Here is a 25,162-nt window from a genome sequence, read left to right on the forward strand (position 1 = left end):
ATGAGTATCAAAAAATCTTTTGTATTGCTGGACCCGGCTCTTCTCAAGCCGGCCATCGCGGCTTCGTTCACCAAGCTGAACCCACGTGTGCAATGGCGCAATCCGGTGATGTTTGTCGTCTATATCGGCAGCATCCTGACGACCTTGCTGGGTCTGCAGGCCTTGCAGGGCAAGGGTGAGTCGCCAGCGAGCTTCATTTTCGCCGTGGCCCTCTGGCTCTGGTTCACCGTGCTGTTTGCTAACTTTGCCGAAGCAATGGCCGAAGGGCGCAGCAAAGCCCAGGCAGCATCACTGCGCAGCCTGAAAAAAAGCACCTGGGCCAAAAAGCTCAAGGAACCGAGACACGGCGGGGCCTGGTTGCCGGAGAAGGCCGAGAACCTGCGTAAAGGTGATGTGGTTCTGGTGGAGGCCAACGACATGGTTCCGCTCGATGGTGAAGTCATCGAAGGCGTCGCTTCGGTCGACGAAAGCGCCATCACCGGCGAATCGGCGCCCGTGGTGCGCGAGTCGGGCGGCGACTTCTCGTCGGTGACGGGCGGCACCCGCGTGCTGTCCGACTGGCTGGTGGTGCGCATCGCGGTCAATCCCGGCGAGTCTTTCCTCGACCGCATGATCAGCATGGTCGAGGGCGCCAAACGCCAGAAAACACCGAATGAAATTGCGCTGACGATTTTGCTGGTGGCGCTGACCATCGTGTTTTTGGTCGTCACGGTCACGCTGTTGCCGTACTCCATTTTCAGTGTGGAGGCGGTCAAGGCCGGCACGGTGGTGAGCATCACCGCGCTGGTCGCCTTGCTGGTGTGCCTGATTCCCACGACCATAGGCGGCCTGCTGTCTGCCGTCGGTGTGGCGGGCATGAGCCGCATGATGCAGGCCAATGTGATCGCTACCTCGGGTCGTGCAGTCGAAGCGGCCGGCGACGTGGATGTGCTGCTGCTGGACAAGACCGGCACCATCACGCTCGGCAATCGCCAGGCCTCGGCTTTCCTGCCCGCGCCGGGCGTGAAGGAGAGTGAACTCGCCGACGCGGCGCAACTCGCGTCGCTGGCCGACGAGACGCCCGAAGGCCGCAGCATCGTCGTGCTCGCCAAGCAGAAGTTCAACCTGCGCGAGCGCGACCTGCAAAGCCTGGGCGCGCATTTCCTTCACTTCTCGGCGCAAACGCGCATGAGCGGCGTGGACATCGCCACGGGCGGCGAAGCCGAGTCGGAGAACGGCGGCGTGGCCACGGCGGTCGAGGTTCGCCAGGTGCGCAAGGGCGCAGCCGCGGCGATCCGCAAGCATGTCGAATCGCTGGGCGGCAGCTTCCCGTCCGCGTTGCAGGCGACCGTCGACGACGTCGCGCGCCGCGGCAGCACGCCGCTGGTAGTCAGCGACTCGACTCGCGTGCTCGGCGTCATCGAGCTCAAGGACATCGTCAAGGGCGGCATCAAGGAGCGCTTTGGCGAACTGCGCCGCATGGGCATCAAGACCGTGATGATCACCGGAGACAACAGGCTCACGGCGGCAGCCATTGCGGCGGAAGCCGGCGTCGATGATTTCCTGGCCGAGGCCACGCCTGAAGACAAACTCAAGCTGATTCGCCAGTACCAGGCCGAAGGCCGGCTGGTGGCGATGACGGGCGATGGCACCAACGATGCACCCGCATTGGCGCAGGCCGACGTGGCGGTGGCGATGAACAGCGGCACCCAGGCCGCCAGGGAGGCTGGCAACATGGTCGATCTGGACTCCAACCCGACCAAGCTGCTGGAGATTGTGGAGACCGGCAAGGCGCTGCTGATGACGCGCGGCTCGCTCACCACCTTCTCGATTGCCAATGACGTGGCCAAGTACTTCGCCATCATTCCGGCGATTTTTGTGACGACCTATCCGCAGCTGGCCGCTCTCAATGTGATGCAGCTGGGCAGCCCTTCATCGGCGATTTTGTCGGCGGTGATTTTCAATGCGCTGATCATCATGTTCCTGATCCCGCTGGCGCTTAAAGGTGTCAAGTACCGTGCTGTCGGCGCTGCCGCGCTGCTGCGCCGCAACCTGTTGATTTACGGCCTGGGCGGTTTGATCGTGCCTTTTATCGGAATCAAGGCGATCGACCTGCTGCTGGTGGCCATGAACCTCGTTTAAGGAAAATTCATGAAAAACATTCTTCGTCCCGCGCTGATTCTTTTCTTTGTTCTTACGCTGGTCACCGGCGTGGCCTACCCGCTGGTGGTGACCGGCGTGGCGCAGTCGCTGTTTCCGGTGCAGGCCGCAGGCAGCCTGATCCTGCGTGACGGCAAACCGGTCGGCTCGGCGCTGATCGGGCAGAACTTCAGCGAGCCCGGCCATTTCTGGGGCCGGCCTTCGGCAACCGGACCCATGCCTTACAACCCATCCGCTTCCAGCGGCTCCAACCAGGGCCCGCTGAACCCGGCGCTGGCCGATGCGGTCAAAGGCCGCATCGAGGCGCTCAAGGCGGCCGATCCGGGCAACACGGCTACAGTGCCGGTGGATCTGGTTACCGCTTCTGCCAGCGGACTTGATCCGCACATCAGCCCGGCTGCGGCCCGTTACCAGGTGGCGCGCGTGGCCAAGGCGCGCAGCCTGCCTGTCGAGAAGGTACAGGGGCTCGTCGATCAGCAAACCGAAACGCCGCTGGCTGGTTTTCTGGGTGAATCGCGCGTCAATGTGCTCAAGCTGAATCTGGCGCTGGATGACTTGAAGTGAATGAATGCGCCAAGGCATGCGGTAATCTGTTGCCATGAAGGTATCCAGCAACCAACGCCCCGACCCTGACGTGCTGTTGCTACAACTGCAGCAGCAGGCAGAACAGGGCGCGCGCGGCAAGCTGCGCATCTATTTCGGGGCGAACGCGGGGGTCGGCAAAACCTACGCCATGCTCAGCGCCGCACAGCGCGAAAGCAAGGCCGGACGTGAGGTGCTGGTCGGCGTGGTCGAGACGCACGGGCGCAGCGAAACGGCGGAGCTGCTGGCCGGGCTGGCGCAACTGCCGCTGCGCCAGGTGCCTTACCGCGACCGTACCTTGCAGGAGTTCGACCTCGACGCGGCGCTTGCGCGCAAGCCCGCTGTGCTCCTGGTCGATGAACTGGCGCACAGCAATGTGGACGGCTCGCGCCACCCGAAGCGCTGGCAGGATGTGCAGGAACTGCTCGAAGCCGGTATCGACGTCTGGTCCGCTGTCAATGTGCAGCACCTCGAAAGCCTGAACGGCACGGTGGGCGCCATCACCGGCATTCGCGTCAATGAGACCGTGCCCGACACCGTGCTGGACGATGCCGACGAAATCATCCTGGTCGATGTCACGCCCGATGAGCTGATGGCGCGGCTGAAAGCCGGCAAGGTTTACCTGCCGCAGCAGGCCGAGCGTGCGGCGAAAAACTTTTTTCGCAAGGGCAACCTGATTGCGCTGCGCGAGATCGCCTTGCGCCGCACGGCCGAGCATGTGGAAGACGATGTGCGCAGCTACCGGGTCGAGAAATCCATCGCCTCGGTGTGGAACACCGAAGGCGCGATTCTGGCCTGCATCGGTCCGCGCGAAGGCGCCGAGCAGACCGTGCGCACGGCAGCGCGGATGGCCGGCCAGCTCAATGTGCGCTGGCATGCGGCCTATGTGGAAACGCCGCGCCTGCAGCGGCTGGCGGTGGCCGAGCGCGACCGGATTCTGGCGGTGATCAAGCTGGCTGAAGAGCTGGGCGCCACCACCGCTGTGTTGGCGGGTAGCGATGCAGCCACCGAACTGGTGGCGCAGGCGCAACTGCTGAACTGCGCCACGCTGGTGGTCGGGCGGCCGCAGCTGTCGGGCTGGTCCGCCCTGTGGAGTCGGCGCACCATGACGCGCCAGCTGGCCACGCTGTCGCCCGCGCTAGACATTGTGGAGGTGGGTCATGCCGAGAGCGCGCGGCGGCTGGCACGGGCCGTGTTGCGCACGGATGAAGAAGACGCTGCCGCCTGGCACGGCAGCCTGCCGCGTTATGCCTGGGCCATGGCCAGCAGCGCGGCCATCACCTTGGTGGCCTTGCCGCTGTTCAGGTTTTTCGACCTGGCCAACATCGTCATGCTGTTTTTGCTGGGCACGGTGTTGGTCGCGCTGAAGTTCGGCCGTGGCCCAGCGGCGCTGGCTGCTTTTCTCAATGTGGCGGCCTTTGACTTTTTCTTTGTGCCGCCGCGCCTGTCGTTCGCGGTGAGCGACGTGCAGTACCTGTTGACCTTTGCGGTGATGCTGGTGGTGGGGTTGCTGACGGGCCAGCTCACGGCGGGGCTGCGCTTTCAGGCACGCATTTCATCGAGCCGGGAACGCCGCGCGCAATCGCTGTTTGAACTGACGCGCGACCTGTCGGCTGCGCTCTTGAGTTTGCAGGTAACCGAGCTGGGCGAGGCGGCGGTGCAGCGCAACTTTGGCGGCCAGGCGCTGGTGCTGACCACCGATGCCAATGACCAGCTGGTGCTGCCCGGCAGCAACGCACCGGTTGATTTCGACGCGGGCGTGGCCGACTGGGCGTTTCGCAACGAGCAGGCCGCCGGCCTGGCCACTTCGACCTTGTCGGCGCAAGCCTGGCATTACATCCCGCTCAGGGCGCCCATGCGGGTGCGCGGTGTGCTGGCGCTCAAGCCTGACCAGCCGCGCTGGCTGCTGATTCCCGAGCAACAGCAGCAACTGGACACGCTGGCGCGGCAAATTGCGATTGCGCTGGAGCGGGTGCATTACGTCGAGGTTGCGCAGCAGGCGCTGGTGCAAATGGAGTCGGAAAAACTGCGCAATGTGCTGCTGGCCGCCATTTCGCACGACGTGCGTACACCACTGACGGCGTTGATTGGCCTAGCCGACTCGTTGCAGCGAACCACACCGCCGCTGAGCCACGCCCAAGCCCAGGCCGCGCGTGCCATCAGCGACGAGGCACGCCACCTGAGTGCGCTGGTCAACAACCTGCTGGACATGGCGCGTCTGCAAAGCGGCGCCGTCAACCTCAAAAACGAGTGGCAGTCGGTCGAAGAGATTGTGGGCTCGGCGATTCGCCAGGCGCAGCACGCGCTGGCGGGCAAAACCGTCAAGACGGCGTTGCCGGCCGATCTTCCACTGGTGGAGTTTGATGCGGTGCTGATAGAACGCGCGCTGGTCAATCTGCTGGAAAACGCCGGCAAATATGGAGGCTCCGGAAATTTGCCTGTTGAAGTCAGCGCGCATGTGACCGACCAGGCTCTGGTGCTGACGGTGCGTGACCATGGGCCCGGATTGCCCGCTGCGCTCAAGGGCCGCGAACACGAGTTGTTTGAGAAATTCACGCGCGGCGTCGCCGAGTCGGCCACGCCGGGCGTGGGCCTGGGCCTGGCCATCTGCCAGGCGGTGGTTGATGCGCATCGCGGCCAGATCACGGCGGCCAACGCCTCAGGCGGTGGTGCAGAATTCACCATGAGCCTGCCGCGCCGTCCACCACCACAAAGCCTGCCCGAAAATCCCTGACCCCATACCGAATGTCCCAGCCCACGCCCGTTGCCGTTGTCATTGAAGATGAGCCGCAGATTCGCCGCTTTGTGCGCGCCGCGCTCGAAGCCGAGGGCTGGCAGGTGTTTGAAGCCGACACCGCGCAGCGCGGGCTGACCGAGGCCGGCACCCGCAAACCCGATCTGCTGGTGCTGGACCTGGGCCTGCCCGATGGTGACGGCCTGGACGTGATCCGCGATGTGCGCAGTTGGTCGGGCGTGCCGATTGTGGTGCTGTCGGCGCGGGTCGATGAGGCTGACAAGATTGCCGCGCTTGACGCCGGGGCCGACGACTACCTGACCAAACCTTTTGGCGTGGGCGAGTTGCTGGCCCGGGTGCGCGCCAATCTGCGTCGGCCACGCGCTGCCGGCGTCGACGGCGCGCCTGCGGAGCCACTGTTCAGCTTTGGCGACGTGGTGGTTGACCGGCAGGCCCGGCTGGTGCGGCGCCAGGGGGTCGAGGTTCACCTGACGCCGATCGAGTACCGGCTGCTGACGGTGTTGATGACCAACGCCGGCCGTGTGTTGACGCACCGCCAGTTGCTGCGCGAGGTCTGGGGGCCGTCTCATGCGGCGCAGAGCCACTACCTGCGTATTTACATGGGGCACCTGCGCCAAAAGCTGGAAACCGACCCGGCGCAGCCCAAGCACCTGCTTACGGAAACGGCGGTCGGTTACCGGTTGCTGGTGTCCTGAGGCCCCGGTCGGTGCCGGATTTCCACGATAATCAGAGCTAAATATGGATTTCTTCCAATATGTACGGGCATAGTAAGCTACAAAATAGATAGCAAATGCAAGATCCCCTGAAACCTAAAACAGCATCGCCGCCATCCGGCACCGCGGTGCGTATTCCGAAAGCCGCTGCTTCCGCCGCAGGTGCGCCACCGTCCACCGTGCGGCTGAACAAACGCATGGCCGAGTTGGGCCTGTGCTCGCGACGCGAGGCCGACGACTGGATTGCCCGCGGCTGGGTGCTGGTGAATGGAGCGCCCGCCGTGATGGGCCAGCCGGTCGCCCCTGATGCACGCATCGAAGTGGATCGCCAGGCCGAGCAGCAGCAGCGCCAGCAGGTCACCATTCTGATCAACAAACCCGTTGGCTATGTCAGCGGCCAGGCTGAAGACGGCCATGAGCCTGCGGTGGTGCTGGTACAGCCGCAAAACCGCTGGCGCGAGTGCAACAGCCGCATGCGCTGGGGTCCCGAGCAGTTGCGGGGCCTGGCGCCGGCCGGCCGCCTGGACATTGACTCCATCGGCTTGCTGGTGCTGACACAGGACGGGCGCGTGGCGCGCCAGCTCATCGGTGAAAACTCGGAGATCGAAAAAGAATACCTGGTGCGGGTCAGCTACGGCGCCGAAACGAACAATGTGCAGGCGGTGTTCCCGCGTGAAAAGCTGGCCTTGCTGCGCCATGGTCTGAGCCTCGACGGGCAGGCCTTGCGCACGGCGCAGGTGGACTGGCAAAACCCCGAGCAGCTGCGGTTTGTGCTCAAAGAGGGCAAAAAGCGCCAGATTCGCCGCATGTGCGAGCAAGTGGGGCTTTTTGTGACTGGACTGAAGCGCGTGCGGATAGGTCGGGTCAACCTCGGCCATTTGCCGGTAGGCCAGTGGCGCTACCTGGCGGCGCACGAGTCTTTTTAGCCTTTGCCGTGGTGATCTGCAGCGGTCGGTAACGCTGCAGGAGCACCACCGTCCTTGCCAGCGCAGGGCGCACTCTGTCCTACGACGACGTACGCCAAAGGCTGGCAACATTTTGCTTGATGCGGCCTAAAGTGTCTTTAAGGGCTTGGCCATGTCTCACAGGTCCCAAACGCGCAGCAGCCCGGCCACGTCATCAAATCACCCCCGTCTACCCCCACCCACCTGCGCTCTCATCATGGCACTCATTACCTATCTGGCGGAAGACAACGAGACCGTCCTCGAGAACCTGATCGAGACGCTGGAGGAAATCTGCGCGGTCAAGGTCACTGGTTTTGGTGCCACCGAGGCGGATGCCCACCGCTGGCTCACCGTGCACAACGGCGAGTGGCACCTGGCGATCGTCGACCTGTTTTTGAAGGAGGGCAGCGGTCTCGGTGTCTTGGAGGGCTGCCGCAACCGCGAGCCTTTCCAGAAGGTGGTCATGCTGACCAACTACGCTACGCCCGAGATCCGCAGGCGGGCCGCCGCGCTTGGCGCGGATGCCGTGTTTGACAAGTCCGGGGAACTGGATGATCTCTTTGCCTACTGCATGGAGCAGACGGCGCTGCAGGGGTAACAGGCGTGGCCGCAGCCGGGATTTGATGTTGGTTGCGCGGTCAATGCATTCCGGAGGGGAGCACGCATCGCGTTCCTTGTCGTGCGTTACCAGGAAATCGTCAGTTCAACCGGGTTGGGGTAATTCATGGGCTGGCCGGCAACGACCGCAAGCTGCGTGCGATCGGCCTGATTAGCCTGATCGGCCACGGCATTCATGTGGGGTTGTTGACCTGTTTTGCGGGTAGAGGCGCTGGCAATGGCCTGCACATCCACTGTGGCCGGGCAGCTGATGCGCAGCGTGCCGGCCTGTCCTTCTGGCTGCCCGCGGTGGGTGCAGCGATGGTCTGCGGTGGCCACTTCGCTGAAGGTGCGCAACACAATCGTGACGCCAAACGTGCCAGAACTGGTGCCGGAACTGCTTTGCGCATGGGCGGGGCTGAACATGGCCAGCAGAAGCTGGATGGTCAAAACGGCAAAGGCGGTGGTGAAGGTTCGCATGGCACTGACTCCCTGAAACTATCAACTGTTGCCTGAATTTTAATTAAATTGATAAATTCGCGCAATATCTAATTTAAGTTATCAGTTTGCTGATCTGTGTGATTTTTCACCAAATTAGGTGAAATGAGGAGTTTTGGCGCGTGCGATGGCCGTGAATTCGATTTTTTTCGTCAAATTTATCAATTTATTGGGAGCTCAAGGGTGGCCAAACCTTTCTGGGAGCCGGTTCCGTGGCAGGCTTGCTCGGCGCATTTTTCGGACGAAAAATGGCGTTTACCCATATGGAAGTTGGATTGAATGCTATGAAGGTCATAGCATCCGGCGGCCTTTGGCTTGGCGGGTAGAGATTTTCAGCCGCAGGGGCCTTCAATCGGCGGTGAGCGTTGACGACATCCCTTATCGGCATCCCCGACTCAGGCCATGAGTCAGCCTTCGCAGTGGCGCGCGAGGGCCGACTGGCGCGTGACCGGGCCGGGAGGCGGAGCGTGTAACGTGCCCGCCGGTGTTCGATGGATGACAGCGGCGTGGCATCGTTGCCGCGTCAACCCGTCGTCAACCCGTCGCCGACGCAGCGACTCAGTAGCTGATGGTGATGGTCTGCGGGGCGGAGGCGGAGCAGGCCGATGTGGCGCAGATGCCTGCCTGATTGGCAGCAATGTTGCCATTGACCAGGTAGGTCTGGGCGGCGCCGGTGCCTGTGCCGCTGGCGGCGCTCAGCGACAGGCTGTAGGCCAGGCCCAGCAGCGTGCCGCTGGTGGAGCCCAGGGCCATCGTGTACGGCAGTCCGCTGGTGCAGCGCGTGGCGAATTGCGAGCTGCCTGTCGCGGCCGTCGACTGGAACGAGGTATAGCTGAAGCTCATGGTGCCAGGCGGTGTGCTGAACTGGCACTGCGGATTGGTGGTGATGATCACCGGCATGGTGGCTGGCGTGGCTATCGCATTGACCCCTGACGTCACCGAATAGGTGAGCGTCGCGGTCATCACGTCGGTGTAATCCCCCACCACGGCCGATTGCTGGGCGGTCACCCGGTTGTAGTAGGGAAGGGTCAACGAGGCCGATGTGCCGCTGGCAAAGCTGAGTGTTCCGGTGAACGGCGCACTCCCGTTGCTCCCCCAGCGGGTCGAATAGGCGGCATCCTTGTAGACGTCGTATTTGAGGTAGTTGTTCGTCAGGTAGCGGGCGCGATTGGTTTGTCCGTTGGGATTGGCGCCATTGTTGACCGCCAGCGAATAGGTGGTCGTAGCGAGGTCGCCCGACGCGCGTGAGCAGTTGATGGTGACACTTGATACGTTGTCGTTCGACACCGTCGAGACCGGGTCGTAAACCGATGTGAATCCATTGCCGGAGACGCTGCAGCTGATCGTGGCGTGGGCGGCGCACGCGGCCAGGAGTCCGGCCCAGGCCACTGCCACCAGCAGGAAATGGCGCAGAGTCACCACTGCACTCACCCGGCCACGTACGGTATCGCGGGGTGTTGCTTCGGGAAGCTTTTTACACATGATGGCCATGATGGGTAACATTATGTTACGCGAGGGGTGACTTGGTCCATTTCCAGTAGGCGTCGCGGGCAGATGGATGGGCAACTCGTGACAAAAGCCTCAATGCACGGGGTAACTGCAAACTTTGTTCGTGGATTATCACGGCGTGCGCCCCCTTTGCACAGTTTTCCGGATCCATTCGTCCGGAGGCGCTTCACCGTTTGACGCCGATGCAGCGGACGGGGCCCACCCGGGTGATCTCCTCCAGCTTGCCGGGCGGCAAGGCCACGTCAAAGGTGCAGCTGGCGCCGTTCCATTTCAGGCGCAAGCGGTTGCTGGCCTGCAGGCCGGTAACAAAAGCCTCTCCGCGCCGGGCGACAAAGAATTCCTTCTTGTCTCCCACCAGTTCGATTTCAGCGCCGGCGGGCGCGGGTTCACCGTCGTCGAATTCAATGCGGATCAAGGCGCCCCGGCCGGACCGCACGGGGAAGGTGATCTTGACGGCGCTGCGCAGGGCCGGCACGGCCTCCTGCTCAATCGAGTCCAGCTCGGCGCTGATCGGCAGCTCGGTCGGATCCAGGCGCACGCTGTTGCGCTGGAAGGGCAGCAGGCGCGGCAGGAGCGCCACGCCGCTGTCGTTGGTGCGGGTCAGTGTGCTGCCCTGAAAGCCCACGCCCACATTCGCATAGCCCGGCACTTCGACAATCGCAAAGCTGTCCTGGACGCGGCGTGTGGCGAAGACCTGTCCATCGGCCATCACGACGCCGCCGAGCAGGCCCAGGCGCAGGTTCTGCTGGTTTTTTGCGCCGCTGACGTCGGCTGAAAACAGTCCTTGGGTGCCCTGGTAATAAGCGCCGCCTTCCGCATAGCCCCCATTGGCACGCGAGCCCAGAGCGGTGCGCCAGCCCCAGCCGGTTTCGGCACTGAGGGCCCGGCTGGCGTTCACATAGCTGTCAGTCGAGCCGCCGCGTGCCGTCACACCGGAGGCGATGGTGATGCGGTTTTCGAGCGGCACAATCAGGAATGCGCCCAGCGAATTGCCGGAAGACACGCCGCTGAGCCGGGTGGCGCTCAGCGTCAGGGCGCTGCGCTGCCCCAGCCGGATGGTGTAGCTCAGGCTCAGGGTGTTGAGCTTGCCCAGCTCGTAATTGTCAAAGCCGGCATAGCTCAGGTTGAGCGCCCCGAACTGGTCACTGCTGTAGCTATAGCTGGCGGTGGTTTGCAGGCGGGGCGATGTTGTGTCAATACCGAGCTGCCGGTAACCGCGCGATGCACCTTGCGCGCTGAAGGCAACGCCGTGGCGCAGGCCGCTGCGCTCTACGCCGACCAGCCAGTTGCCGCCGTTGCCGCCGGTATCGCTGCGGCTGACCGCCAGCGCGGTTTGTCCGAGCATCTGGAACGGCAACGCGTAGCTGACACCCGCGCCGGCACGGCTCAGCGAGGAGGACCACTCGGCGTTGCCTTCCACCGTCAGGCTCTTGCTCAGGCCCTTGCGCCAGAGGCCGGCGATGAAGCGCGGGCCGTAGTTGGCATTGTCGGTGCCCAGGTTGTTGCGGATGGCCCCCAGCTCGAAGCTCCAGTCCGTCAGGTTTTCTTCCAGCAGGTTGGCATTGCTGAAAAAGGACTGGGTGATGACGGTTTCGCGGCCCAGGATGTCGCGCACCACGACCCGGGCTTCGCCGGCGCCCGTCAGGGCCGGGAAGTTGTCAATGCTGAAGGGCCCCGAGGGCACCCGGGAGGTTTGCCGGAGCGCATCATTGACGTACAGCTCCACCGTGCTGGGCGCGGCAGACAACCCCGTGACGGTGGGGATGGGCTGCGTCACAAAGCCCGGCTGCAGGGCAAAATTCTTGGCGAACTGAAAGCCCCCAAAGTAAACGGAGCGGCCCGAGATACCCGTGCGCGTGGTGCTGTCACCCAGTCGCAGCGTGCTGTTGCTGTCCAGGAAATTCCGGGTGTAGGTGGTCTCCAGCCGCCGCCACGAGGCATTCAGGGTGGGGTCCTGGCTGACGAGGTTGCGGCCAACGTAGCTGCTGGTCACCAGGCCCCATTGCCCCGAAAACCCGAGCTCCGTCAAGGCGCCCAGATCCTTGGCGTGCAAGTCATCGCTGCCCGCAATGCGGCTGCGGCTGGTGGTGTAGTTCAGGTCGTAGTTGGCAAAGACGGCGGGAATGGTGGGCGACAGCGGGGGACGCAGTGCGGCTTCCTGCGTCAGGCGCACGGCGTTGAAGGCGGCCGGCGAAAACACCAGGTCGACCGACTGGGTGGCAAAGTTGAGCCGTGCTTCAAACCCCGGAATCGCCGAAAGCGGGTACCACTGCTGTCCCTGAAACTGGATGTCCTGGGCGCTGGGTTGGTGGTTCAGGCGCCACTCGTCAAAGGCGTCTGACGGCGCATACAAAATGCCGTTGCGCTCGAGCAGGGTCCAGACGCCGCCTTTGGTGCTGTTGATGAACACTTCCAGCGGAAGCAGCCGGTCATTGGCTGACCGGGCATTGGCCGGAACGTTGGACGGCGGCGTGGTTTGGACTTGCGCAGCGGCGCCCGTGCAGAGGCTTGCCAGGACAAGGCAGGCGCGCACATGTGAAAGCCGGCAACGCCCCCTTGTCATACCGTGCTGGATCAGGGCAGCGTGATGCTGGTCGTCAGGTTCTGCCCGTCGTCGAACGTCACGACCAGCTGCGCCGGGCCCGCGGCGACGGCTTTGTCGCTCCGCAGGCTGATGGTTTTGCTCGCGCCAGGCAGGATGTAGCTGCCGCCCTCAAAGCGGGCGAGCGCCTGGTCGCCGCGCATGACCGCGGCCTCGCGGATCTGCGCATAGGCGGTGCCGGTGTTGCTGCACTGCAGGTTGACGGTTTTGGCGTCTGCACGGCCGGTGTTGCAGTTCATCTGGCGCTTGGCGGCCGGTGGCGTGATAAAGACAGGCATGCTCAGGGCCAATGCAATGGGGACCTGAATGCCCGATGCGGGCAGGGCTTCCGGCACTTCGCGGATGATCATGCGGTAGGTCAGCTGCCGGCTTGCATCCGCCGGTTTCAGCAAGGCCAGCCGCACCACCTGCCTGGCCTTGGGGGCCAGCTTGATGATGGGAGGGGCCAGAATCAGGTCTTCGGTGAGCACCAGCTCATCGGTCCCATCCGGTTTTTGGCTCCAGGTATTGATGTCGGCCTGCAGCACGACTTCGGTATCGGCTTCGTTGGTGAGCGTCACGGCGATGGCCCGGTCGCGGGGTGTCATGTAAAGCCGAACGGGCGTCACGGAAAACACACCGGCAACGGCAGGGGCCCAAGGGGCCATGAGACTTAGCAGGAGGAGGTAGCTGACAAGGTGAAGGCGGCTTCGGCGCGGCAGGACGTTCATCCTCAGAAGGATACCAGCATCTCAACAGGGCCCGAGCGGCCATCCGCACTGGCCAGACGTATGGAAGTCAGGGTGCCGTGGTCGTCTTCAACGCGGGAGCGCGCCTGCGTTGGCAGCGCCGTGCCTTCGGTATTCACCGCGTAGAGCCGGCTCTCAAAAGCCCAGCCCTCGTCCCCCTCATCGTCGGTTGCGGCAAACTGGCGCTGGTCATCGAGGCGGCAGGTCAGGCCGGCGACCCGATCAGCGCGGGACAGCTCGCTGCGGCAATAGTCCGGCAGCAGGGAGTCCCGGGCCGGCCGATAGCCGGGCATGAACCTGCTGGTGCTGGGGGGGGTGGTGCTGGTGGTTGTGCGTGCTGCAATCTCGACAAACACGTTCGTCGTGCACCGCACCTGGACCGAAGAACTGGTCGTACCTGAATCGCTCGCGCTGGTGCAGCTGTTGCCGCCGGCATTGTTCAGCGTGATCTGCACGCCGAACTGTCCACTGGCGCCACCCGCAAAGCCGCTTGCGGCCGCCAGCATCAGCGAAACCCCGAGGATGAGCTTGTTGGACATATGCATTGGCGCCGGGAGCGGGCGATCCTGCTGTTTTATATCAAGTAGTAGCCTGGCAGATCAGCTTAGTAGGTGATGGTCAGGGTACGCTGTTTGTTGCCCGAACCGCTGTTGGTACAGACGCCGCCGGCGGTCGCACATTTACCGGCCTGATCTGCCGCGATGGAGCCGGTCACGGTGTAAGCCTGTGCAGCGCCGGAGCCGGTGGCACCCGATCCGCTCAGTGCCAGCGTGTAGGCGAGGTCAACGGCGGCATCAGTGATCGAGGTGGAGTCCAGGGCGAGGGTATAAACCAGGTCTTTCGTGCACTGGACCGTGAAGCCGCCTGCGGTGGTTTGCGCTTGGGCACCGGTCTGGAACGAGGTGTAAGTGAAGGCAACGTCCGAGGTTTTGGCGTACTTGCAGGTGCCGGTCAGGCTGATGGACACATCGAACTGGCCGGAAGCGGTGGCAGCCTGAACGGGCAGGGTTGCAACGCTGACAAGGGCCAGGGCAAGCAGTGCGAGAAGTTTTTTCATGAGAATCTCCTGGTGGATGAGGCGAAAATAAGAAGGACCGAATCTGTATGTGACTGAACTGTAACTAGACATTTCACAATTCACCAGTGCAGGAGCCGCTAAAACCCGCTTATGTCGGGAATTTGTCACGTTAGACCGTTGAAATTATTGGGTTTATGCCAAATTACGACAGAACGGGCCGGCGCCAGGAGTTGTAAATAATCCCCAACTCCATTCACATCACCCAGATTCTGCCATTCAACCTGTAACAAGATAATTACATTTAATCCTGACCATGCACAAACAAACCTTGTCCTTTCAAGCCGAAGTTGCCCAGCTTTTGAACCTGGTCACGCATTCGCTGTATTCGAATCCCGACATCTTTTTGCGCGAACTGATCTCCAATGCCTCCGATGCCTGCGACAAGCTGCGCTTTGAGGCGCTCAATGACGCCGCCCTGTATGAATCCGATTCCGAGCTTCAGGTGCGCCTGCGCTACAACAAGACCGCCAACACCCTGACCATTACGGACAACGGCATTGGCTTGTCCGAGCGCGAGGCGATTGACAACCTCGGCACGATTGCCAAGAGCGGGACGCGCGAATTCATGGCCCGGCTGTCGGGTGACCAGAAAAACGACGCGCAGCTGATCGGGCAGTTCGGCGTGGGTTTTTATTCCGGCTTCATCGTGGCCGACCGGATCACCGTGGAAAGCCGCCGTGCGGGCCTGCCGGTGAACCAGGGCGTGCGCTGGAGCAGCGATGGCACCGGCGAGTTCGAGGTGAGCGAGATGGAACGCGCCGAACGGGGCACCAGCATCACCCTGCACCTGAAAGAGGACGCACACGACTACCTGAACGCCTGGAAGCTCAAGGCCATCATCAGCAAATACTCCGACCACATCTCGCTGCCCATCCTGATGCAGAAAGAGGAGTGGAAGGAAGGGGAAGACGGCCAGCCCGGCGAGATGATCGTCACGGGTGACTGGGAAACCGTCAACCAGGCGGCCGCACTCTGGAGCCGGGCCAAGAAAGACATCACGCAGGAACAGTACGACGAGTTTTACAAGCAAATCAGCTACGACAGCCAGGCGCCGCTGGCCACCACCCATAACCGCGTGGAAGGCGGGACCGAATACACCCAGCTGCTGTTCATTCCGGCCAAGGCGCCCATGGACATGTTCAACCGCGACAAGGCCGCGGGCGTGAAGCTCTATGTACGGCGCGTCTTCATCATGGACGACGCGCAGGCGCTCATGCCGACCTACCTGCGGTTTGTGAAGGGCGTGGTGGACTCCGCGGATCTGCCCCTGAATGTGTCACGCGAGCTGTTGCAGGAAAGCCGCGCCGTCAAGGCGATTCGCGAAGGCAACACCCGTCGTGTGCTGTCCATGGTGGAAGACCTGGCCGCCAATGACGCCGAGAAGTTCAAGACCTTTTATGCCGAATTTGGCGCCGTCCTCAAGGAAGGCCTGGGTGAGGATTTTGTCAACCGCGAGCGCCTGGCCAAGCTGCTGCGCTTTGCCAGTTCGACCACCGACACCGTCAGCGTGAGCTTTGCCGACTACAAGGCCCGCATGAAGGAGGGGCAGGACGCGATCTACTACATCACGGCCGACACCCTGGCCGCCGCGAAGAACAGCCCGCAACTCGAGATCTTCCGCAAGAAAGGCATCGAGGTCCTGCTGATGGCCGACCGCGTGGACGAGTGGGCGCTGAACTACCTGCACGAATTCGACGGCACGCCGCTGCAGTCGGTGGCCAAGGGGGCGGTGGACCTGGGCAAGCTGCAGGACGAAGACGAAAAGAAAGCCGCCGAGGAGGCGCAGACCCACTTCAAGCCCATTCTCGACAAGCTCAAGGAAGCCCTGAAAGACAAGGCCAAGGATGTGCGCGCCACCACGCGCCTGGTCGACTCACCCGCCTGCCTGGTGGTGCAGGATGGCGACATGTCCACCCAGCTGGCCCGCATGCTCAAGCAGGCCGGCCAGACCGTGCCGGAGGTCAAGCCGATCCTGGAGGTCAACGCGCAGCATCCGCTGGTGAAAAAGCTGGAGGCCGGTGAACACTTTGACGATCTGGCCCACATCCTGTTCGACCAGGCCTTGCTGGCCGAGGGCGGCATGCCGGAAGACCCGGCCGCGTACGTGCGGCGTGTCAACGCGTTGCTGGTGTAAGGCCGGCATCCATGCCGGCCAAGGTCCTGGTGGAACCGGTCGGCCCGTTGACGGTGTGGGGGCGGGGGCTGGAAAGTAGAGTGGGCTTATTCCACCTTGCCGATGCGCTTGACGACCTCGGCCATGCGCTTGGCATCTTCCTGCACGTACTTCTCGAAGTCCGGGCTGTCCTGGTACAGCACCGGGCTGCCCGCACCCAGAATCACCTCCTTGACCCGGGCGTCCTGTGCGGCGGCTTTCGCGGCGGCGCGCAGGCGCTGGGCAATCGGCTCCGGCGTGGCCTGCGGTATGAACAGCCCCGACCATTGCGCGTACTCGGCATTGAAGCCGACGTCTTTCAGGCTGGGCACCTCGGGCAGCGTGCTCAGCGCGCTGTTGCCCCAATGCGCCAGCACGCGCAGTTTGCCGGCCTTGACCTGCTGCAGCACCGTGGCCGGTCCCGAAGAGACCGCATCAATCTGGCCGCCCAGCAACGCCACCACGGCCGGTCCGGCGCCGGTGAACGGCACGTGCGTCAGTTTCACGCCGGCGGTTTGCGCCAGGATTTCCATCGGCACATGCATGGTGCCGTAGTTGCCCGATGAGCCGTAGTTGATGGCGCCGGGGCGTTTTTTGGCATCGTCAATGAACTGCTGCGCGGTCTTCCAGGGCGCATCGGCGCGCACGGCCAGCACGGTGGGGTCGGCCGTGAAGCGGGCAATCGGCCGCAGGTCGGACAAGGAGAACATGGCGGCCCGGCCCAGCAGGGTGTCGGCCTCGGGAATGACGGTCAGCGACGACAGCGCCAGCAGGACGGTGTAGCCGTCGGGTTTGGCCTTGGCGGCCATGCCCATGCCAATGCCGCCGCCGGCGCCCGCCCTGTTTTCGATCACCACCGGCTGCCCCAGCTCCCGCGACATCGCTTCAGCCACCGGCCGCGCCACCAGGTCGGCCAAGCCGCCGGGCGGGAAGGGCACGATCATGGTGATGGGTTTGGTGGGCCAGGCACCCTGCGCCGCGCACCACCCGGCTGCAGACATGAGAAGGCTGGCGAGCAACAGCGACCGACGTTTCATGCAGTGCTCCTTGTAGACCGGCAACCCCGACAGGTTCGGGGACCCAATGGAAGCATGCTAACGGCCGCCCGCGGTCTGGGCCTCATCGCAATCCCTAGGCGCCTGACGGCCGCCTAGGCTATCAGCGGCGTCTCCTGCATCGCTTCCGTCTGCTCTTCCAGCATGTCGACCTGGCCTTTCCAGTAGTCGCTGGAGCCAAACCAGGGGAAGTTGATGGGAAAGATCGGGTCGTGCCAGCGCTGGGCCAGCCAGGCGCTGTAATGAACCAGCCGCAGCGTGCGCAGCGGCTCGATCAGTGCCAGCTCACGCCGGTCGAATTCGCGAAATTCCTCGTAACCGTCCACCAGGGCGCCCAGTTGCCGGGTGCATTGCCCGCGGTCACCCGACAGCAGCATCCACAAGTCCTGCACGGCGGGGCCCGTGCGCGCGTCGTCCAGGTCGACAAAATGCGGGCCGGCGCCGGGCAGGCCCTCGGGTGTCCACAGGATGTTGCCGGGGTGGCAGTCGCCATGCAGGCGCAGCTGCTTCACGTCGCCCACGCTTTCAAACACGGTCTGCGCCACCAGCATCGCTTCTTCAAAAGCCTTGCGCCAGCGCGACTCCATGTCCAGGGGCAAATAACCATGGGAGCCGTGAGAACCGTGGGCGCCGCCCGCCAGCAAAATATCGCGTGAGGCGTAGCCAAAGGTTTGCAGGTTCAGCGCGGGCCGGTGCGTGAACGGCTGGGCGCTGCCCACCGTGTGGATGCGTGCCAGAAAACGGCCTATCCATTCCAGCACTTCAGGCGTGTCGAGTTCGGGCCGGCGCCCGCCGCGGCTGGGCGAGACGCTGAAGCTGAAGCCGCCAAAATGGTGCACCGTACGGCCGTCCAGCACCAGGGGCCCGATCACCGGGATCTCGGCGGCCATCAGTTCGGCGGCAAACGCATGTTCCTCGGCAATCTGCGCATCGCTCCAGCGCCCGGGCCGGTAAAACTTGACGACCACAATGTCGCCGGCCAGGTCATCGGGGCCGACTGTGTTCTCCAGATGGACCTGGTAGACCCGGTTTTCATAGCTGGACAGCGCCATCAGGCGTCCATCGCCGGCCAGGCCCACGCTGGCCAGTGCATCGAGCACCAGGTCCGGCGTCAGGGTCTCGTAGGCATGAACCGCGTGTTGCGTCGGCGCAGCCGTGTTTTTTTCAGTCATGACCCATTGTCGGCGCAGATGGTGGCTTGCTGCACGGTGCGGGCCGCTGATCCGCGTCGGGAGAGGGCAAATTTTCTAAACCGCTTTGAACCCGGGAGAGGTGAGCGGTATCCGCTATCAAACAATAGGCAATAGGAATAGGCGTTCGCCTCGCCCCGAGCTGCCGGGCGGTTGATTGGCCCACGCGCCTTCCCTGGCGAAAGGGCCGGCGGATCGGGGGGGTGGACCAGAGAGCTGTCGGACCCTGAACGAAAACGGCCCGCCGGTCATTGACCGGCGGGCCGAGGTGCTGGCCGGGCGGCGCAGTTCGCCCAGCCGCCAACCTGGAGGGGCTTACTTCAGCGTCAGGGTCACGTCGATGTTGCCGCGCGTGGCGTTGGAGTAGGGGCAGACCTGGTGGGCAGCGTCCACCAGCGCCTGTGCCGCGGTGGGGTCCATGCCGGGCAGGCTGATGTCCAGGCGCACGGCAATGCCGTAGGCGTTGGGGATTTTGCCGAGGTCGACGCTGGCATCAATCGACAGGTCTTGCGGGAGGGTGATTTTCTGCATGCCGGCCACTGCCTTCATGGCGCCGATGAAGCAGGCTGAATAGCCGGCGGCAAACAGCTGCTCGGGGTTGGTGCCGGTGCCGGAGGTGCCGGGCGAGCTCAGCGTGACGTCCAGGCGGCCGTCGTCGGTCCTGGATTTGCCGTCACGGCCGCCGGTGGTATGGGCGTGGGCGGTGTAAAGGACTTTTTCGAGTTTCGTGGTCATGGTGCTTCCTTGGAAAAATGCCCCGGAATGAGGCGGGTTGGGTTGAAAACGGGGGAATATTCTTGAGGCGGGAGATCGGCAACGCCCTTACGCCACCAGCCGCTGGCGCAGAGCCTGCACCTGCTGTGTCAGGGCCATCAGCTCGGGGATGGAGCACTGGCTGGCGCTCAGGATGCAGCCGGGAATTTTGGCGGCCCTGGTTTTGAGCTTGCGACCCGCGGCGGTCAGGGTGATGTGTACGCGCCGCTCGTCTTCCACGGCACGAATGCGGGAAATCAGGCCCGACGACTCCAGGCGCTTGAGCAGGGGCGTGAGCGTGCCCGAATCCAGGTACAGCCGCTGGCCAAGTTCCGAGACCGTCAGGCCGTCCTGCTCCCACAGCACCAGCATCGTCAGGTACTGCGGATAGGTCAGCCCCAGCTCGTCAAGCAGCGGCTTGTACAGCTTGGTCATGGCCAGCGAGGTGGAATACAGCGCAAAGCACAGCTGGTTGTCCAGTAGCAGCATCGCGTCGGCTGATGGGGTGGCGGTTTTGTTGGGCATGGCTGAATTATACCGCGCAATTAAATTGCGTGCAAGTTAATTGACTGAAAGATGCTTCGGCGATGTTTCAGCGGCTTTAAGTTGCTTTGATACGGACTGGGTCACGCAACGCCAGCTTTTGCAGGTACGCAGTGTGTTCGGCCTGCAAGTCCAGGTGCAGCCTTCCAAAAAGAAAAGGCTTCAAAACCGAAGTTTTGAAGCCTTAGAGGCTTTGCTCAGCGCAAGGCTGAGACAGCTGGTTTGCAACGGCATCTCTGCCGTTGACTGGGTTTGCGGGGTTTAGTAACCGCCGCGGCCACCGCCGCCACCGCCATAACCACCACCACCACCGCCGGAACGGCCACCGCCGCCGCCGTAGCCACCGCCACCAGAGCGATCGCCACCGCCGCCGTAGCCGCCGCCACCACCGAAGCCGCCGGTGCGGGGAGGGCGTGCCTCCATGGGACGGGCTTCGTTCACCGTGATGCTACGGCCGCCCAAGGACTGGCCGTTCATGCCGGCAATTGCGGCTTGCGCTTCGGCATCGCTGCCCATTTCGACGAAACCAAAGCCTTTGGAGCGACCCGTGTCGCGTTCCATCATGACTTTGGCGCTGGTGATGGAGCCGAAAGCGCCAAAAGATTGTTGCAGATCTTCGTCGCGCACCGTGTAAGGCAGGTTGCCGACGTAAAGTTTATTGCCCATGGGGACTCCTCAAAAAACACATAAAAACAAAGCGATGGGGTCCCGAAAGCACAACAAACCCAAAAAGTACGCCGTAGCGCGCGAAACTGACCGATCACCTAACCTGTGCGGGTGTTTTGCAACCCGTACTGCTCGATTATGCGCCCAGAACCGCCGGAGCGCCTTTTTTCATCCTTTCTCCCTGCGGGCGTCATGCCGGCGCGCACGCCGGTCGGGTGCCTGCGCTAAAAGGGCTTTGCACCGCGGCGGATAAGGCCCGGACCGCCCCACTAAAATTGGAGCCATGCAAACCTCCAGCACCGCGCGCGCCGCAAAACCTTCAAAAGGCACTGGAAAGCCTGCGCCCGCTGCGCAGGTCATTGAAGAGCTGCGCCCAGGGCAGTCGATTGAACTGCTCAAGGAGCTGCACATCCTCACGCGCGAGGGCAAGCTCAACCAGGACACCCGGCGCAAGCTCAAGCAGGTTTACCACCTCTACCAGTTCATCGAGCCCCTGCTCAATGAGGTGTCGGCCACCCATCCGGCGCCCACCCTGGCCGACCATGGGGCCGGCAAGTCCTACCTGGGTTTCATCCTCTATGACCTGTTTTTCAATGTCGCGCACCAGGGCCGCAAGGATGCCGGGCACATCTACGGCATTGAAACCCGCGCCGAACTGGTCGACAAGTCCCGCGCCTTGGCTGCACGGTTGGGCTTTGAACGCATGTCGTTTTTGAACCTGAAAGTCGCGGAAGCCACCACGTCGGCCGACTTGCCCGAGCGCATTGACATCGTGACAGCCCTGCATGCCTGCGACACGGCCACCGACGACGCCATTGCCTTTGGCCTGGCCAAGCATGCGCGGCACATGGTGCTGGTGCCGTGCTGCCAGGCCGAGGTGGCGGGCGTGCTCAAGAAGAGCCGGGCGCTGAACCTGGCCAAGACCCCGCTGGCCGAGCTGTGGCGGCACCCGCTGCACACGCGCGAGTTCGGCAGCCAGATCACCAACGTGCTGCGCTGCCTGCAGCTCGAGGCCAACGGCTACCAGGTCACGGTGACCGAGCTGGTGGGCTGGGAGCATTCAATGAAAAACGAACTGATCCTGGCCAGCCTGCCCGCCACGCCCAGCGCGGCCAAAACCCGTGCAGCCCAGGCGCGCCTGCAGGAGGTTTTGCAGACCCTGGGGCTGGACGAGCTGACGGCGCGTTTTGCGGTGACCGCGCAAACCGCCGCCGTAGCTGCCTGAGCGCTCCAGCCGCCTGGCCGCCTACCCCGCAGGCGCGTCCAGGCCCCGGTGTGCGGCCGCCAGCAGGCGCAGGGCGCCAATCACTTCGGCCTGGGCAACGGTGGGAGCCATGTCGGCGCGCAGGCTCATGCCGACCAGTTCCTCGGTGCCCGCCATGCTCACGGGCAGGGTCGCCAGCAGGCCGCTGTCCAGGTCCTGCTGCACCGCGCCACGGGGCGAAAACCAGACCGCATCGCTGCGCACGGTGTAATTGCGCGCCCCGGTCACTGACAGCGTTTCCACCGTGCGCACCAGCTGGCCCAGGCCGCGCGTCAGCAAAAAACTGTCGGCCGTGTGCCGGATCGCCGTGCCCTGCGTGGGCAGGATAGCCGTGAAAGCTGGCAGGTGCGCCAGCGCATCGGAGCGCAGGGCAGCGTCCCGGATCAGCGGGTGATCGGGCCGCACGGCCAGCACCAGCGGGTCGGCATACAGATGCTCGAAGGTCAGGCCCACCATGTGGGCCGGCTCGGCAAAGCGGCCAATCACCAGATCCAGCTCGCGCTGGCGCAGTTGCGTGAGCAGGGCCGGATTCGGCGCGGTATGGATGCGCAGGCTGCAAGCCAAGCCCACCAAGCCCGCCGGGCGGCTGACGCGGCTCGCCGCATCCAGTTGCAGCAGCAGCGCGGGCATGAGCTGCGGCGCCACCGTGGGCAGCACGCCCAGCGTCACCACTTCGCTGCCGTGCGGGCGGGTGGGCGCGACGCTGGCCACCGCTTCGCGCAGCGCACTCACGCTGGCTCCGGCGTGGCGCGCGAAGGCATCGCCGCTTCGCGTCAGCACCGCGCCACGGCGGCCCCGCTCAAAGAGGCGCACCGCCAGCAGGGCCTCCAGTTCTTTCAGCGTTTTGGAAACGGCCGGCTGCGTGATCGACAGCACCCCCGCCGCTTTCTGCAAACTGCCATGCTGGGCCACCGCCAGAAAGCACTGCAAATGCCGGAATTTAATGCGCTCGTCAATCATGCGTAACTATAGCCATTGGTTATGGAAAAGTGCAATAAATATCAATATACATAACCATTGATATTGACTAAAGTCATCCATCACTTGAAACAGGAGACCCCATGAGCAGCGACCTTCAAACCAGCTATCTCGCCCCGCGTGACTGGGCCGCCCACCCATCCCACATTTACCCGTACTACAAATCAACCTTGCTGCGCGGCCCCAAACAACCCCTGGTGCCCATCAAGCTGGCGCTGGCCCAGCTGAATGCGCCGGTCTATGGCAGCGATCAACTCGGCCCGCTCGACCATGACCTGACCAAAAATGCGGTGAAAAACGGCGAGCCGCTGGGTGAACGCATCATCGTCACCGGCCGCGTCATGGACGAAGACGGCCGCCCCGTGCGCAACACGCTGGTCGAAGTCTGGCAGGCCAATGCCGCCGGCCGCTATGTGCACAAGGTGGACCAGCACAACGCGCCGCTGGACCCCAACTTCCTGGGTGCCGGCCGCTGCATGACAGACGGCGACGGCCGCTACACCTTCATGACCATCAAGCCCGGCGCCTACCCCTGGGGCAACCACCCCAACGCCTGGCGGCCGCAACACATTCACTTCTCGCTGTTCGGCGACTACTTCGCCAGCCGCCTGGTGACGCAGATGTATTTTCCGGGCGACCCGCTGTTTGCCTACGACCCGATGTACCAGGGCGTGCCGGCCGACTCGCGCGAACTGATGGTGGCCAAGTTCAGCCTCGACGTCACCCAGCCCGACTTTGCGCTGGGTTATGTGTTTGACATCGTGCTGCGCGGCCCCCGGGCCACCCGTTTCGAATAAGCAGGAACATCAGGAATAGCAGGAACACGACCATGAGCCAACTCAAACAGACCCCCTCGCAAACCGTCGGCCCCTTCTTTGCCTACGGCCTCACACCCACGCAATACGGCTACGACCTCAAAAGCCTGTTCACCCCGGTGTTGGCCCAGCCAAACGCGCAGGGCGAACACATCCGCATCACCGGCCAGGTGTTCGACGGCGCAGGCCAGAGCGTTCTTGACGCCATGGTCGAAATCAGCCAGCCCGACGCCAGCGGCCAGCCCGTCGCTTCAGTGGCCGATGCCCAGGCCAAAGGCTTCACCGGCTTTGGCCGCTGCGGCACCGGCACCCTGCCGGACAACCACTTTGCCTTTGACACCGTGAAGCCCGGTGCTGCCGCCCCGGGGCAGGCGCCATTCATCAATGTCTGCGTCACCATGCGCGGCCTGCTGGTGCACACCTTCAGCCGCATTTATTTTGACGATGAAGCCGCTGCCAACAGCCAGGACGCCGTGCTGGCCAGCGTGCCCGCCGAGCGCCGCGCCACGCTGATTGCCAAGCGTGAGATGACCGGCGCCGGGCCGGTTTACCGCTTTGACATCCACATGCAGGGTGAGAAGGAAACGGTTTTCTTCGACCTTTGACGGAGCGTTTTGAAAGGGTGGTGCCGGGACGCGGCTGGCGGCGGGAGCCACCGGGAACACTGGCAAGCGCAGCGCCGCCCCTGCTGCCTCTGCCTCTGCATCTGCATCTGCCTTTACCTGAGGCGGTTTAAGGTTTTTTTAGGGTTGCCGTAGGCATTTTTTAGCAATGCCGGCAGGCGCATCTTTCTAGACTTTGGCATGGTTTTTCGGTACTGCTGGCGCGTGGCGCTACGCCGGGGAGCCTCCAAGCAGGCAGTCGCCTGAGAAAGAAAAGCCCCATGAACATCACCCCCCAGGAAATGCTACAGGTCGCCGCGCAGGATGCGCCGCGCCTGGACCTGTACGCCGGCATTCACAAGGCCTTGCGCGCACTGATGGCCGATACCCTGCTGGCGCTGGGCCGCACGGACACCGACGATGCGCTGGAGCTGGCCCAGGCCAGCCAGCGGGTGATGGAATTGCTGGATTTTTGCGCCTCGCACCTTCAGCACGAGAACGCGTTCATTCACGCGGCCATGGAGGCGCGCGCCCCCGGTGCCAGCGAGGCCATCGCCCATGAGCACGAGGAGCATGAGCGGCACATTGGCGAGCTGAGCGGCCTGGCCTGTGCCCTGCTCAAGCTGGAGGCGAAGCAGCGCGCCGGCGCGGCGCTGGAGCTGTACCGGCAACTGGCACTGTTCATCGCCGACAACTTCCAGCACATGCATGTGGAGGAAACGGCCCATAACGCAGTGCTCTGGTCGCGCTACACCGACGCCGAACTGGCCGAGCTCCACGCCGCCCTGGTCGCCTCCATCCCGCCGCAGGAAATGATGTACGTCGTGCGCTGGCTGGTGCCCTTCATGAACCCGGCCGAGCGCATCGCCATGATGGCCGATATGCGGGCGCACGCACCGGCGCCGGCTTTTGCCGCGGCACTGGACACTGTCAGGCCGCACCTGAGCGACCGGGAGTGGGCCAAGCTCACCCGCGGCCTCGGGCTGCCGACTGCATAGG

At 63.6% G+C, this 25,162-nt stretch carries 23 protein-coding genes; 11 read left to right on the forward strand and 12 right to left on the reverse strand.

What is annotated here, in order from left to right; all coding sequences use genetic code 11:
- From kdpB to AC1DUR_RS06950, 6 genes are all read left to right on the forward strand, one after another.
- Positions 1 to 2,121: a potassium-transporting ATPase subunit KdpB gene (gene kdpB, locus AC1DUR_RS06925; protein WP_477719002.1), complete on the forward strand. Its 2,121-nt coding sequence runs from the start codon at positions 1 to 3 to the stop codon at positions 2,119 to 2,121.
- A gap of 9 nt (positions 2,122 to 2,130) precedes the next feature.
- On the forward strand, positions 2,131 to 2,703 hold the full coding sequence (kdpC, locus tag AC1DUR_RS06930) for a potassium-transporting ATPase subunit KdpC (RefSeq protein WP_477719003.1): 573 nt from the start codon (positions 2,131 to 2,133) through the stop codon (positions 2,701 to 2,703).
- 34 nt (positions 2,704 to 2,737) lie between these two features.
- Positions 2,738 to 5,455 carry a DUF4118 domain-containing protein gene (locus tag AC1DUR_RS06935; RefSeq protein WP_477719004.1) on the forward strand — a complete coding sequence of 906 codons (2,718 nt, stop codon included), beginning with the start codon at positions 2,738 to 2,740 and terminating at the stop codon, positions 5,453 to 5,455.
- Positions 5,456 to 5,466: 11 nt separating this feature from the next.
- Complete coding sequence (gene kdpE / locus AC1DUR_RS06940) at positions 5,467 to 6,171, forward strand: two-component system response regulator KdpE (RefSeq protein WP_477719005.1); 705 nt, start codon at positions 5,467 to 5,469, stop codon at positions 6,169 to 6,171.
- 95 nt (positions 6,172 to 6,266) lie between these two features.
- On the forward strand, positions 6,267 to 7,115 hold the full coding sequence (locus AC1DUR_RS06945; RefSeq protein ID WP_477719006.1) for a pseudouridine synthase: 849 nt from the start codon (positions 6,267 to 6,269) through the stop codon (positions 7,113 to 7,115).
- A gap of 235 nt (positions 7,116 to 7,350) precedes the next feature.
- Positions 7,351 to 7,731: a response regulator gene (locus AC1DUR_RS06950; protein WP_477719007.1), complete on the forward strand. Its 381-nt coding sequence runs from the start codon at positions 7,351 to 7,353 to the stop codon at positions 7,729 to 7,731.
- Positions 7,732 to 7,817: 86 nt separating this feature from the next.
- On the opposite strand, the gene AC1DUR_RS06955 is transcribed toward AC1DUR_RS06950, so the two are convergent.
- The 6 genes from AC1DUR_RS06955 to AC1DUR_RS06980 all read right to left on the reverse strand — a co-directional run bounded on the left by AC1DUR_RS06955 (position 7,818) and on the right by AC1DUR_RS06980 (position 14,124).
- Positions 7,818 to 8,210 (reverse strand): hypothetical protein, encoded by a 393-nt coding sequence (locus AC1DUR_RS06955; RefSeq protein WP_477719008.1) that lies wholly within the window; start codon positions 8,208 to 8,210, stop codon positions 7,818 to 7,820.
- 576 nt (positions 8,211 to 8,786) lie between these two features.
- A complete protein-coding gene (locus AC1DUR_RS06960; protein ID WP_477719009.1) occupies positions 8,787 to 9,719 on the reverse strand; it encodes a Csu type fimbrial protein in 933 nt (310 codons plus the stop codon).
- A gap of 184 nt (positions 9,720 to 9,903) precedes the next feature.
- A complete protein-coding gene (locus AC1DUR_RS06965; RefSeq protein ID WP_477719010.1) occupies positions 9,904 to 12,270 on the reverse strand; it encodes a fimbria/pilus outer membrane usher protein in 2,367 nt (788 codons plus the stop codon).
- Positions 12,271 to 12,311: 41 nt separating this feature from the next.
- Complete coding sequence (locus AC1DUR_RS06970) at positions 12,312 to 12,986, reverse strand: fimbrial biogenesis chaperone (protein WP_477719011.1); 675 nt, start codon at positions 12,984 to 12,986, stop codon at positions 12,312 to 12,314.
- A gap of 65 nt (positions 12,987 to 13,051) precedes the next feature.
- The gene (locus tag AC1DUR_RS06975; protein WP_477719012.1) at positions 13,052 to 13,606 is read right to left on the reverse strand and encodes a hypothetical protein; all 555 of its coding nucleotides are present in this window, start codon (positions 13,604 to 13,606) and stop codon (positions 13,052 to 13,054) included.
- 65 nt (positions 13,607 to 13,671) lie between these two features.
- Positions 13,672 to 14,124 carry a spore coat protein U domain-containing protein gene (locus AC1DUR_RS06980; RefSeq protein WP_477719013.1) on the reverse strand — a complete coding sequence of 151 codons (453 nt, stop codon included), beginning with the start codon at positions 14,122 to 14,124 and terminating at the stop codon, positions 13,672 to 13,674.
- Positions 14,125 to 14,398: 274 nt separating this feature from the next.
- On the opposite strand from AC1DUR_RS06980, the gene htpG reads away from it, so the two are divergent.
- Positions 14,399 to 16,279, forward strand: coding sequence for a molecular chaperone HtpG (gene htpG, locus AC1DUR_RS06985; protein ID WP_477719014.1), 1,881 nt, complete (start codon positions 14,399 to 14,401; stop codon positions 16,277 to 16,279).
- Positions 16,280 to 16,365: 86 nt separating this feature from the next.
- Here htpG and AC1DUR_RS06990 read toward each other — a convergent pair whose 3' ends face one another.
- From AC1DUR_RS06990 to AC1DUR_RS07010, 5 genes are all read right to left on the reverse strand, one after another.
- Complete coding sequence (locus AC1DUR_RS06990; RefSeq protein WP_477719015.1) at positions 16,366 to 17,334, reverse strand: tripartite tricarboxylate transporter substrate binding protein; 969 nt, start codon at positions 17,332 to 17,334, stop codon at positions 16,366 to 16,368.
- A 113-nt stretch (positions 17,335 to 17,447) separates the two neighbouring features.
- Positions 17,448 to 18,524, reverse strand: a complete 1,077-nt coding sequence (locus AC1DUR_RS06995) for a serine/threonine protein kinase (protein ID WP_477719016.1) — start codon at positions 18,522 to 18,524, stop codon at positions 17,448 to 17,450.
- A gap of 333 nt (positions 18,525 to 18,857) precedes the next feature.
- Positions 18,858 to 19,277 (reverse strand): organic hydroperoxide resistance protein, encoded by a 420-nt coding sequence (locus AC1DUR_RS07000; protein ID WP_477719017.1) that lies wholly within the window; start codon positions 19,275 to 19,277, stop codon positions 18,858 to 18,860.
- 87 nt (positions 19,278 to 19,364) lie between these two features.
- Positions 19,365 to 19,820: a MarR family winged helix-turn-helix transcriptional regulator gene (locus tag AC1DUR_RS07005; protein WP_477719018.1), complete on the reverse strand. Its 456-nt coding sequence runs from the start codon at positions 19,818 to 19,820 to the stop codon at positions 19,365 to 19,367.
- Between the two features lie 279 nt (positions 19,821 to 20,099).
- The gene (locus AC1DUR_RS07010; RefSeq protein WP_477719019.1) at positions 20,100 to 20,504 is read right to left on the reverse strand and encodes an RNA recognition motif domain-containing protein; all 405 of its coding nucleotides are present in this window, start codon (positions 20,502 to 20,504) and stop codon (positions 20,100 to 20,102) included.
- Positions 20,505 to 20,787: 283 nt separating this feature from the next.
- On the opposite strand from AC1DUR_RS07010, the gene AC1DUR_RS07015 reads away from it, so the two are divergent.
- Positions 20,788 to 21,729 carry a class I SAM-dependent methyltransferase gene (locus AC1DUR_RS07015; RefSeq protein WP_477719020.1) on the forward strand — a complete coding sequence of 314 codons (942 nt, stop codon included), beginning with the start codon at positions 20,788 to 20,790 and terminating at the stop codon, positions 21,727 to 21,729.
- 21 nt (positions 21,730 to 21,750) lie between these two features.
- On the opposite strand, the gene pcaQ is transcribed toward AC1DUR_RS07015, so the two are convergent.
- Positions 21,751 to 22,728 carry a pca operon transcription factor PcaQ gene (gene pcaQ / locus AC1DUR_RS07020; RefSeq protein WP_477719021.1) on the reverse strand — a complete coding sequence of 326 codons (978 nt, stop codon included), beginning with the start codon at positions 22,726 to 22,728 and terminating at the stop codon, positions 21,751 to 21,753.
- A 101-nt stretch (positions 22,729 to 22,829) separates the two neighbouring features.
- Between pcaQ and pcaH the strand changes: the two genes are divergently transcribed.
- The 3 genes from pcaH to AC1DUR_RS07035 all read left to right on the forward strand — a co-directional run bounded on the left by pcaH (position 22,830) and on the right by AC1DUR_RS07035 (position 25,161).
- A complete protein-coding gene (gene pcaH / locus AC1DUR_RS07025) occupies positions 22,830 to 23,543 on the forward strand; it encodes a protocatechuate 3,4-dioxygenase subunit beta (protein WP_477719022.1) in 714 nt (237 codons plus the stop codon).
- A 32-nt stretch (positions 23,544 to 23,575) separates the two neighbouring features.
- Positions 23,576 to 24,166, forward strand: coding sequence for a protocatechuate 3,4-dioxygenase subunit alpha (gene pcaG, locus AC1DUR_RS07030; RefSeq protein WP_477719023.1), 591 nt, complete (start codon positions 23,576 to 23,578; stop codon positions 24,164 to 24,166).
- Between the two features lie 278 nt (positions 24,167 to 24,444).
- A complete protein-coding gene (locus AC1DUR_RS07035; RefSeq protein ID WP_477719024.1) occupies positions 24,445 to 25,161 on the forward strand; it encodes a hemerythrin domain-containing protein in 717 nt (238 codons plus the stop codon).
- Position 25,162: the final 1 nt, after the last annotated feature.

Source organism: Polaromonas sp. P4_F4, from assembly GCF_056401355.1.

Excerpts from the sequence above, each read along its gene's own strand:
- kdpB (WP_477719002.1), top strand. The coding sequence starts at position 1 with ATGAGTATCAAAAAATCTTTTGTATTGCTGGACCCGGCTCTTCTCAAG.
- kdpC (WP_477719003.1), top strand. The coding sequence starts at position 2,131 with ATGAAAAACATTCTTCGTCCCGCGCTGATTCTTTTCTTTGTTCTTACG.
- AC1DUR_RS06935 (WP_477719004.1), top strand. The coding sequence starts at position 2,738 with ATGAAGGTATCCAGCAACCAACGCCCCGACCCTGACGTGCTGTTGCTA.
- kdpE (WP_477719005.1), top strand. The coding sequence starts at position 5,467 with ATGTCCCAGCCCACGCCCGTTGCCGTTGTCATTGAAGATGAGCCGCAG.
- AC1DUR_RS06945 (WP_477719006.1), top strand. The coding sequence starts at position 6,267 with ATGCAAGATCCCCTGAAACCTAAAACAGCATCGCCGCCATCCGGCACC.
- AC1DUR_RS06950 (WP_477719007.1), top strand. The coding sequence starts at position 7,351 with ATGGCACTCATTACCTATCTGGCGGAAGACAACGAGACCGTCCTCGAG.
- AC1DUR_RS06955 (WP_477719008.1), bottom strand. The coding sequence starts at position 8,210 with ATGCGAACCTTCACCACCGCCTTTGCCGTTTTGACCATCCAGCTTCTG.
- AC1DUR_RS06960 (WP_477719009.1), bottom strand. The coding sequence starts at position 9,719 with ATGGCCATCATGTGTAAAAAGCTTCCCGAAGCAACACCCCGCGATACC.
- AC1DUR_RS06970 (WP_477719011.1), bottom strand. The coding sequence starts at position 12,986 with ATGGCCCCTTGGGCCCCTGCCGTTGCCGGTGTGTTTTCCGTGACGCCC.
- AC1DUR_RS06975 (WP_477719012.1), bottom strand. The coding sequence starts at position 13,606 with ATGTCCAACAAGCTCATCCTCGGGGTTTCGCTGATGCTGGCGGCCGCA.
- AC1DUR_RS06980 (WP_477719013.1), bottom strand. The coding sequence starts at position 14,124 with ATGAAAAAACTTCTCGCACTGCTTGCCCTGGCCCTTGTCAGCGTTGCA.
- htpG (WP_477719014.1), top strand. The coding sequence starts at position 14,399 with ATGCACAAACAAACCTTGTCCTTTCAAGCCGAAGTTGCCCAGCTTTTG.
- AC1DUR_RS06990 (WP_477719015.1), bottom strand. The coding sequence starts at position 17,334 with ATGAAACGTCGGTCGCTGTTGCTCGCCAGCCTTCTCATGTCTGCAGCC.
- AC1DUR_RS06995 (WP_477719016.1), bottom strand. The coding sequence starts at position 18,524 with ATGACTGAAAAAAACACGGCTGCGCCGACGCAACACGCGGTTCATGCC.
- AC1DUR_RS07000 (WP_477719017.1), bottom strand. The coding sequence starts at position 19,277 with ATGACCACGAAACTCGAAAAAGTCCTTTACACCGCCCACGCCCATACC.
- AC1DUR_RS07005 (WP_477719018.1), bottom strand. The coding sequence starts at position 19,820 with ATGCCCAACAAAACCGCCACCCCATCAGCCGACGCGATGCTGCTACTG.
- AC1DUR_RS07010 (WP_477719019.1), bottom strand. The coding sequence starts at position 20,504 with ATGGGCAATAAACTTTACGTCGGCAACCTGCCTTACACGGTGCGCGAC.
- AC1DUR_RS07015 (WP_477719020.1), top strand. The coding sequence starts at position 20,788 with ATGCAAACCTCCAGCACCGCGCGCGCCGCAAAACCTTCAAAAGGCACT.
- pcaQ (WP_477719021.1), bottom strand. The coding sequence starts at position 22,728 with ATGATTGACGAGCGCATTAAATTCCGGCATTTGCAGTGCTTTCTGGCG.
- pcaH (WP_477719022.1), top strand. The coding sequence starts at position 22,830 with ATGAGCAGCGACCTTCAAACCAGCTATCTCGCCCCGCGTGACTGGGCC.
- pcaG (WP_477719023.1), top strand. The coding sequence starts at position 23,576 with ATGAGCCAACTCAAACAGACCCCCTCGCAAACCGTCGGCCCCTTCTTT.
- AC1DUR_RS07035 (WP_477719024.1), top strand. The coding sequence starts at position 24,445 with ATGAACATCACCCCCCAGGAAATGCTACAGGTCGCCGCGCAGGATGCG.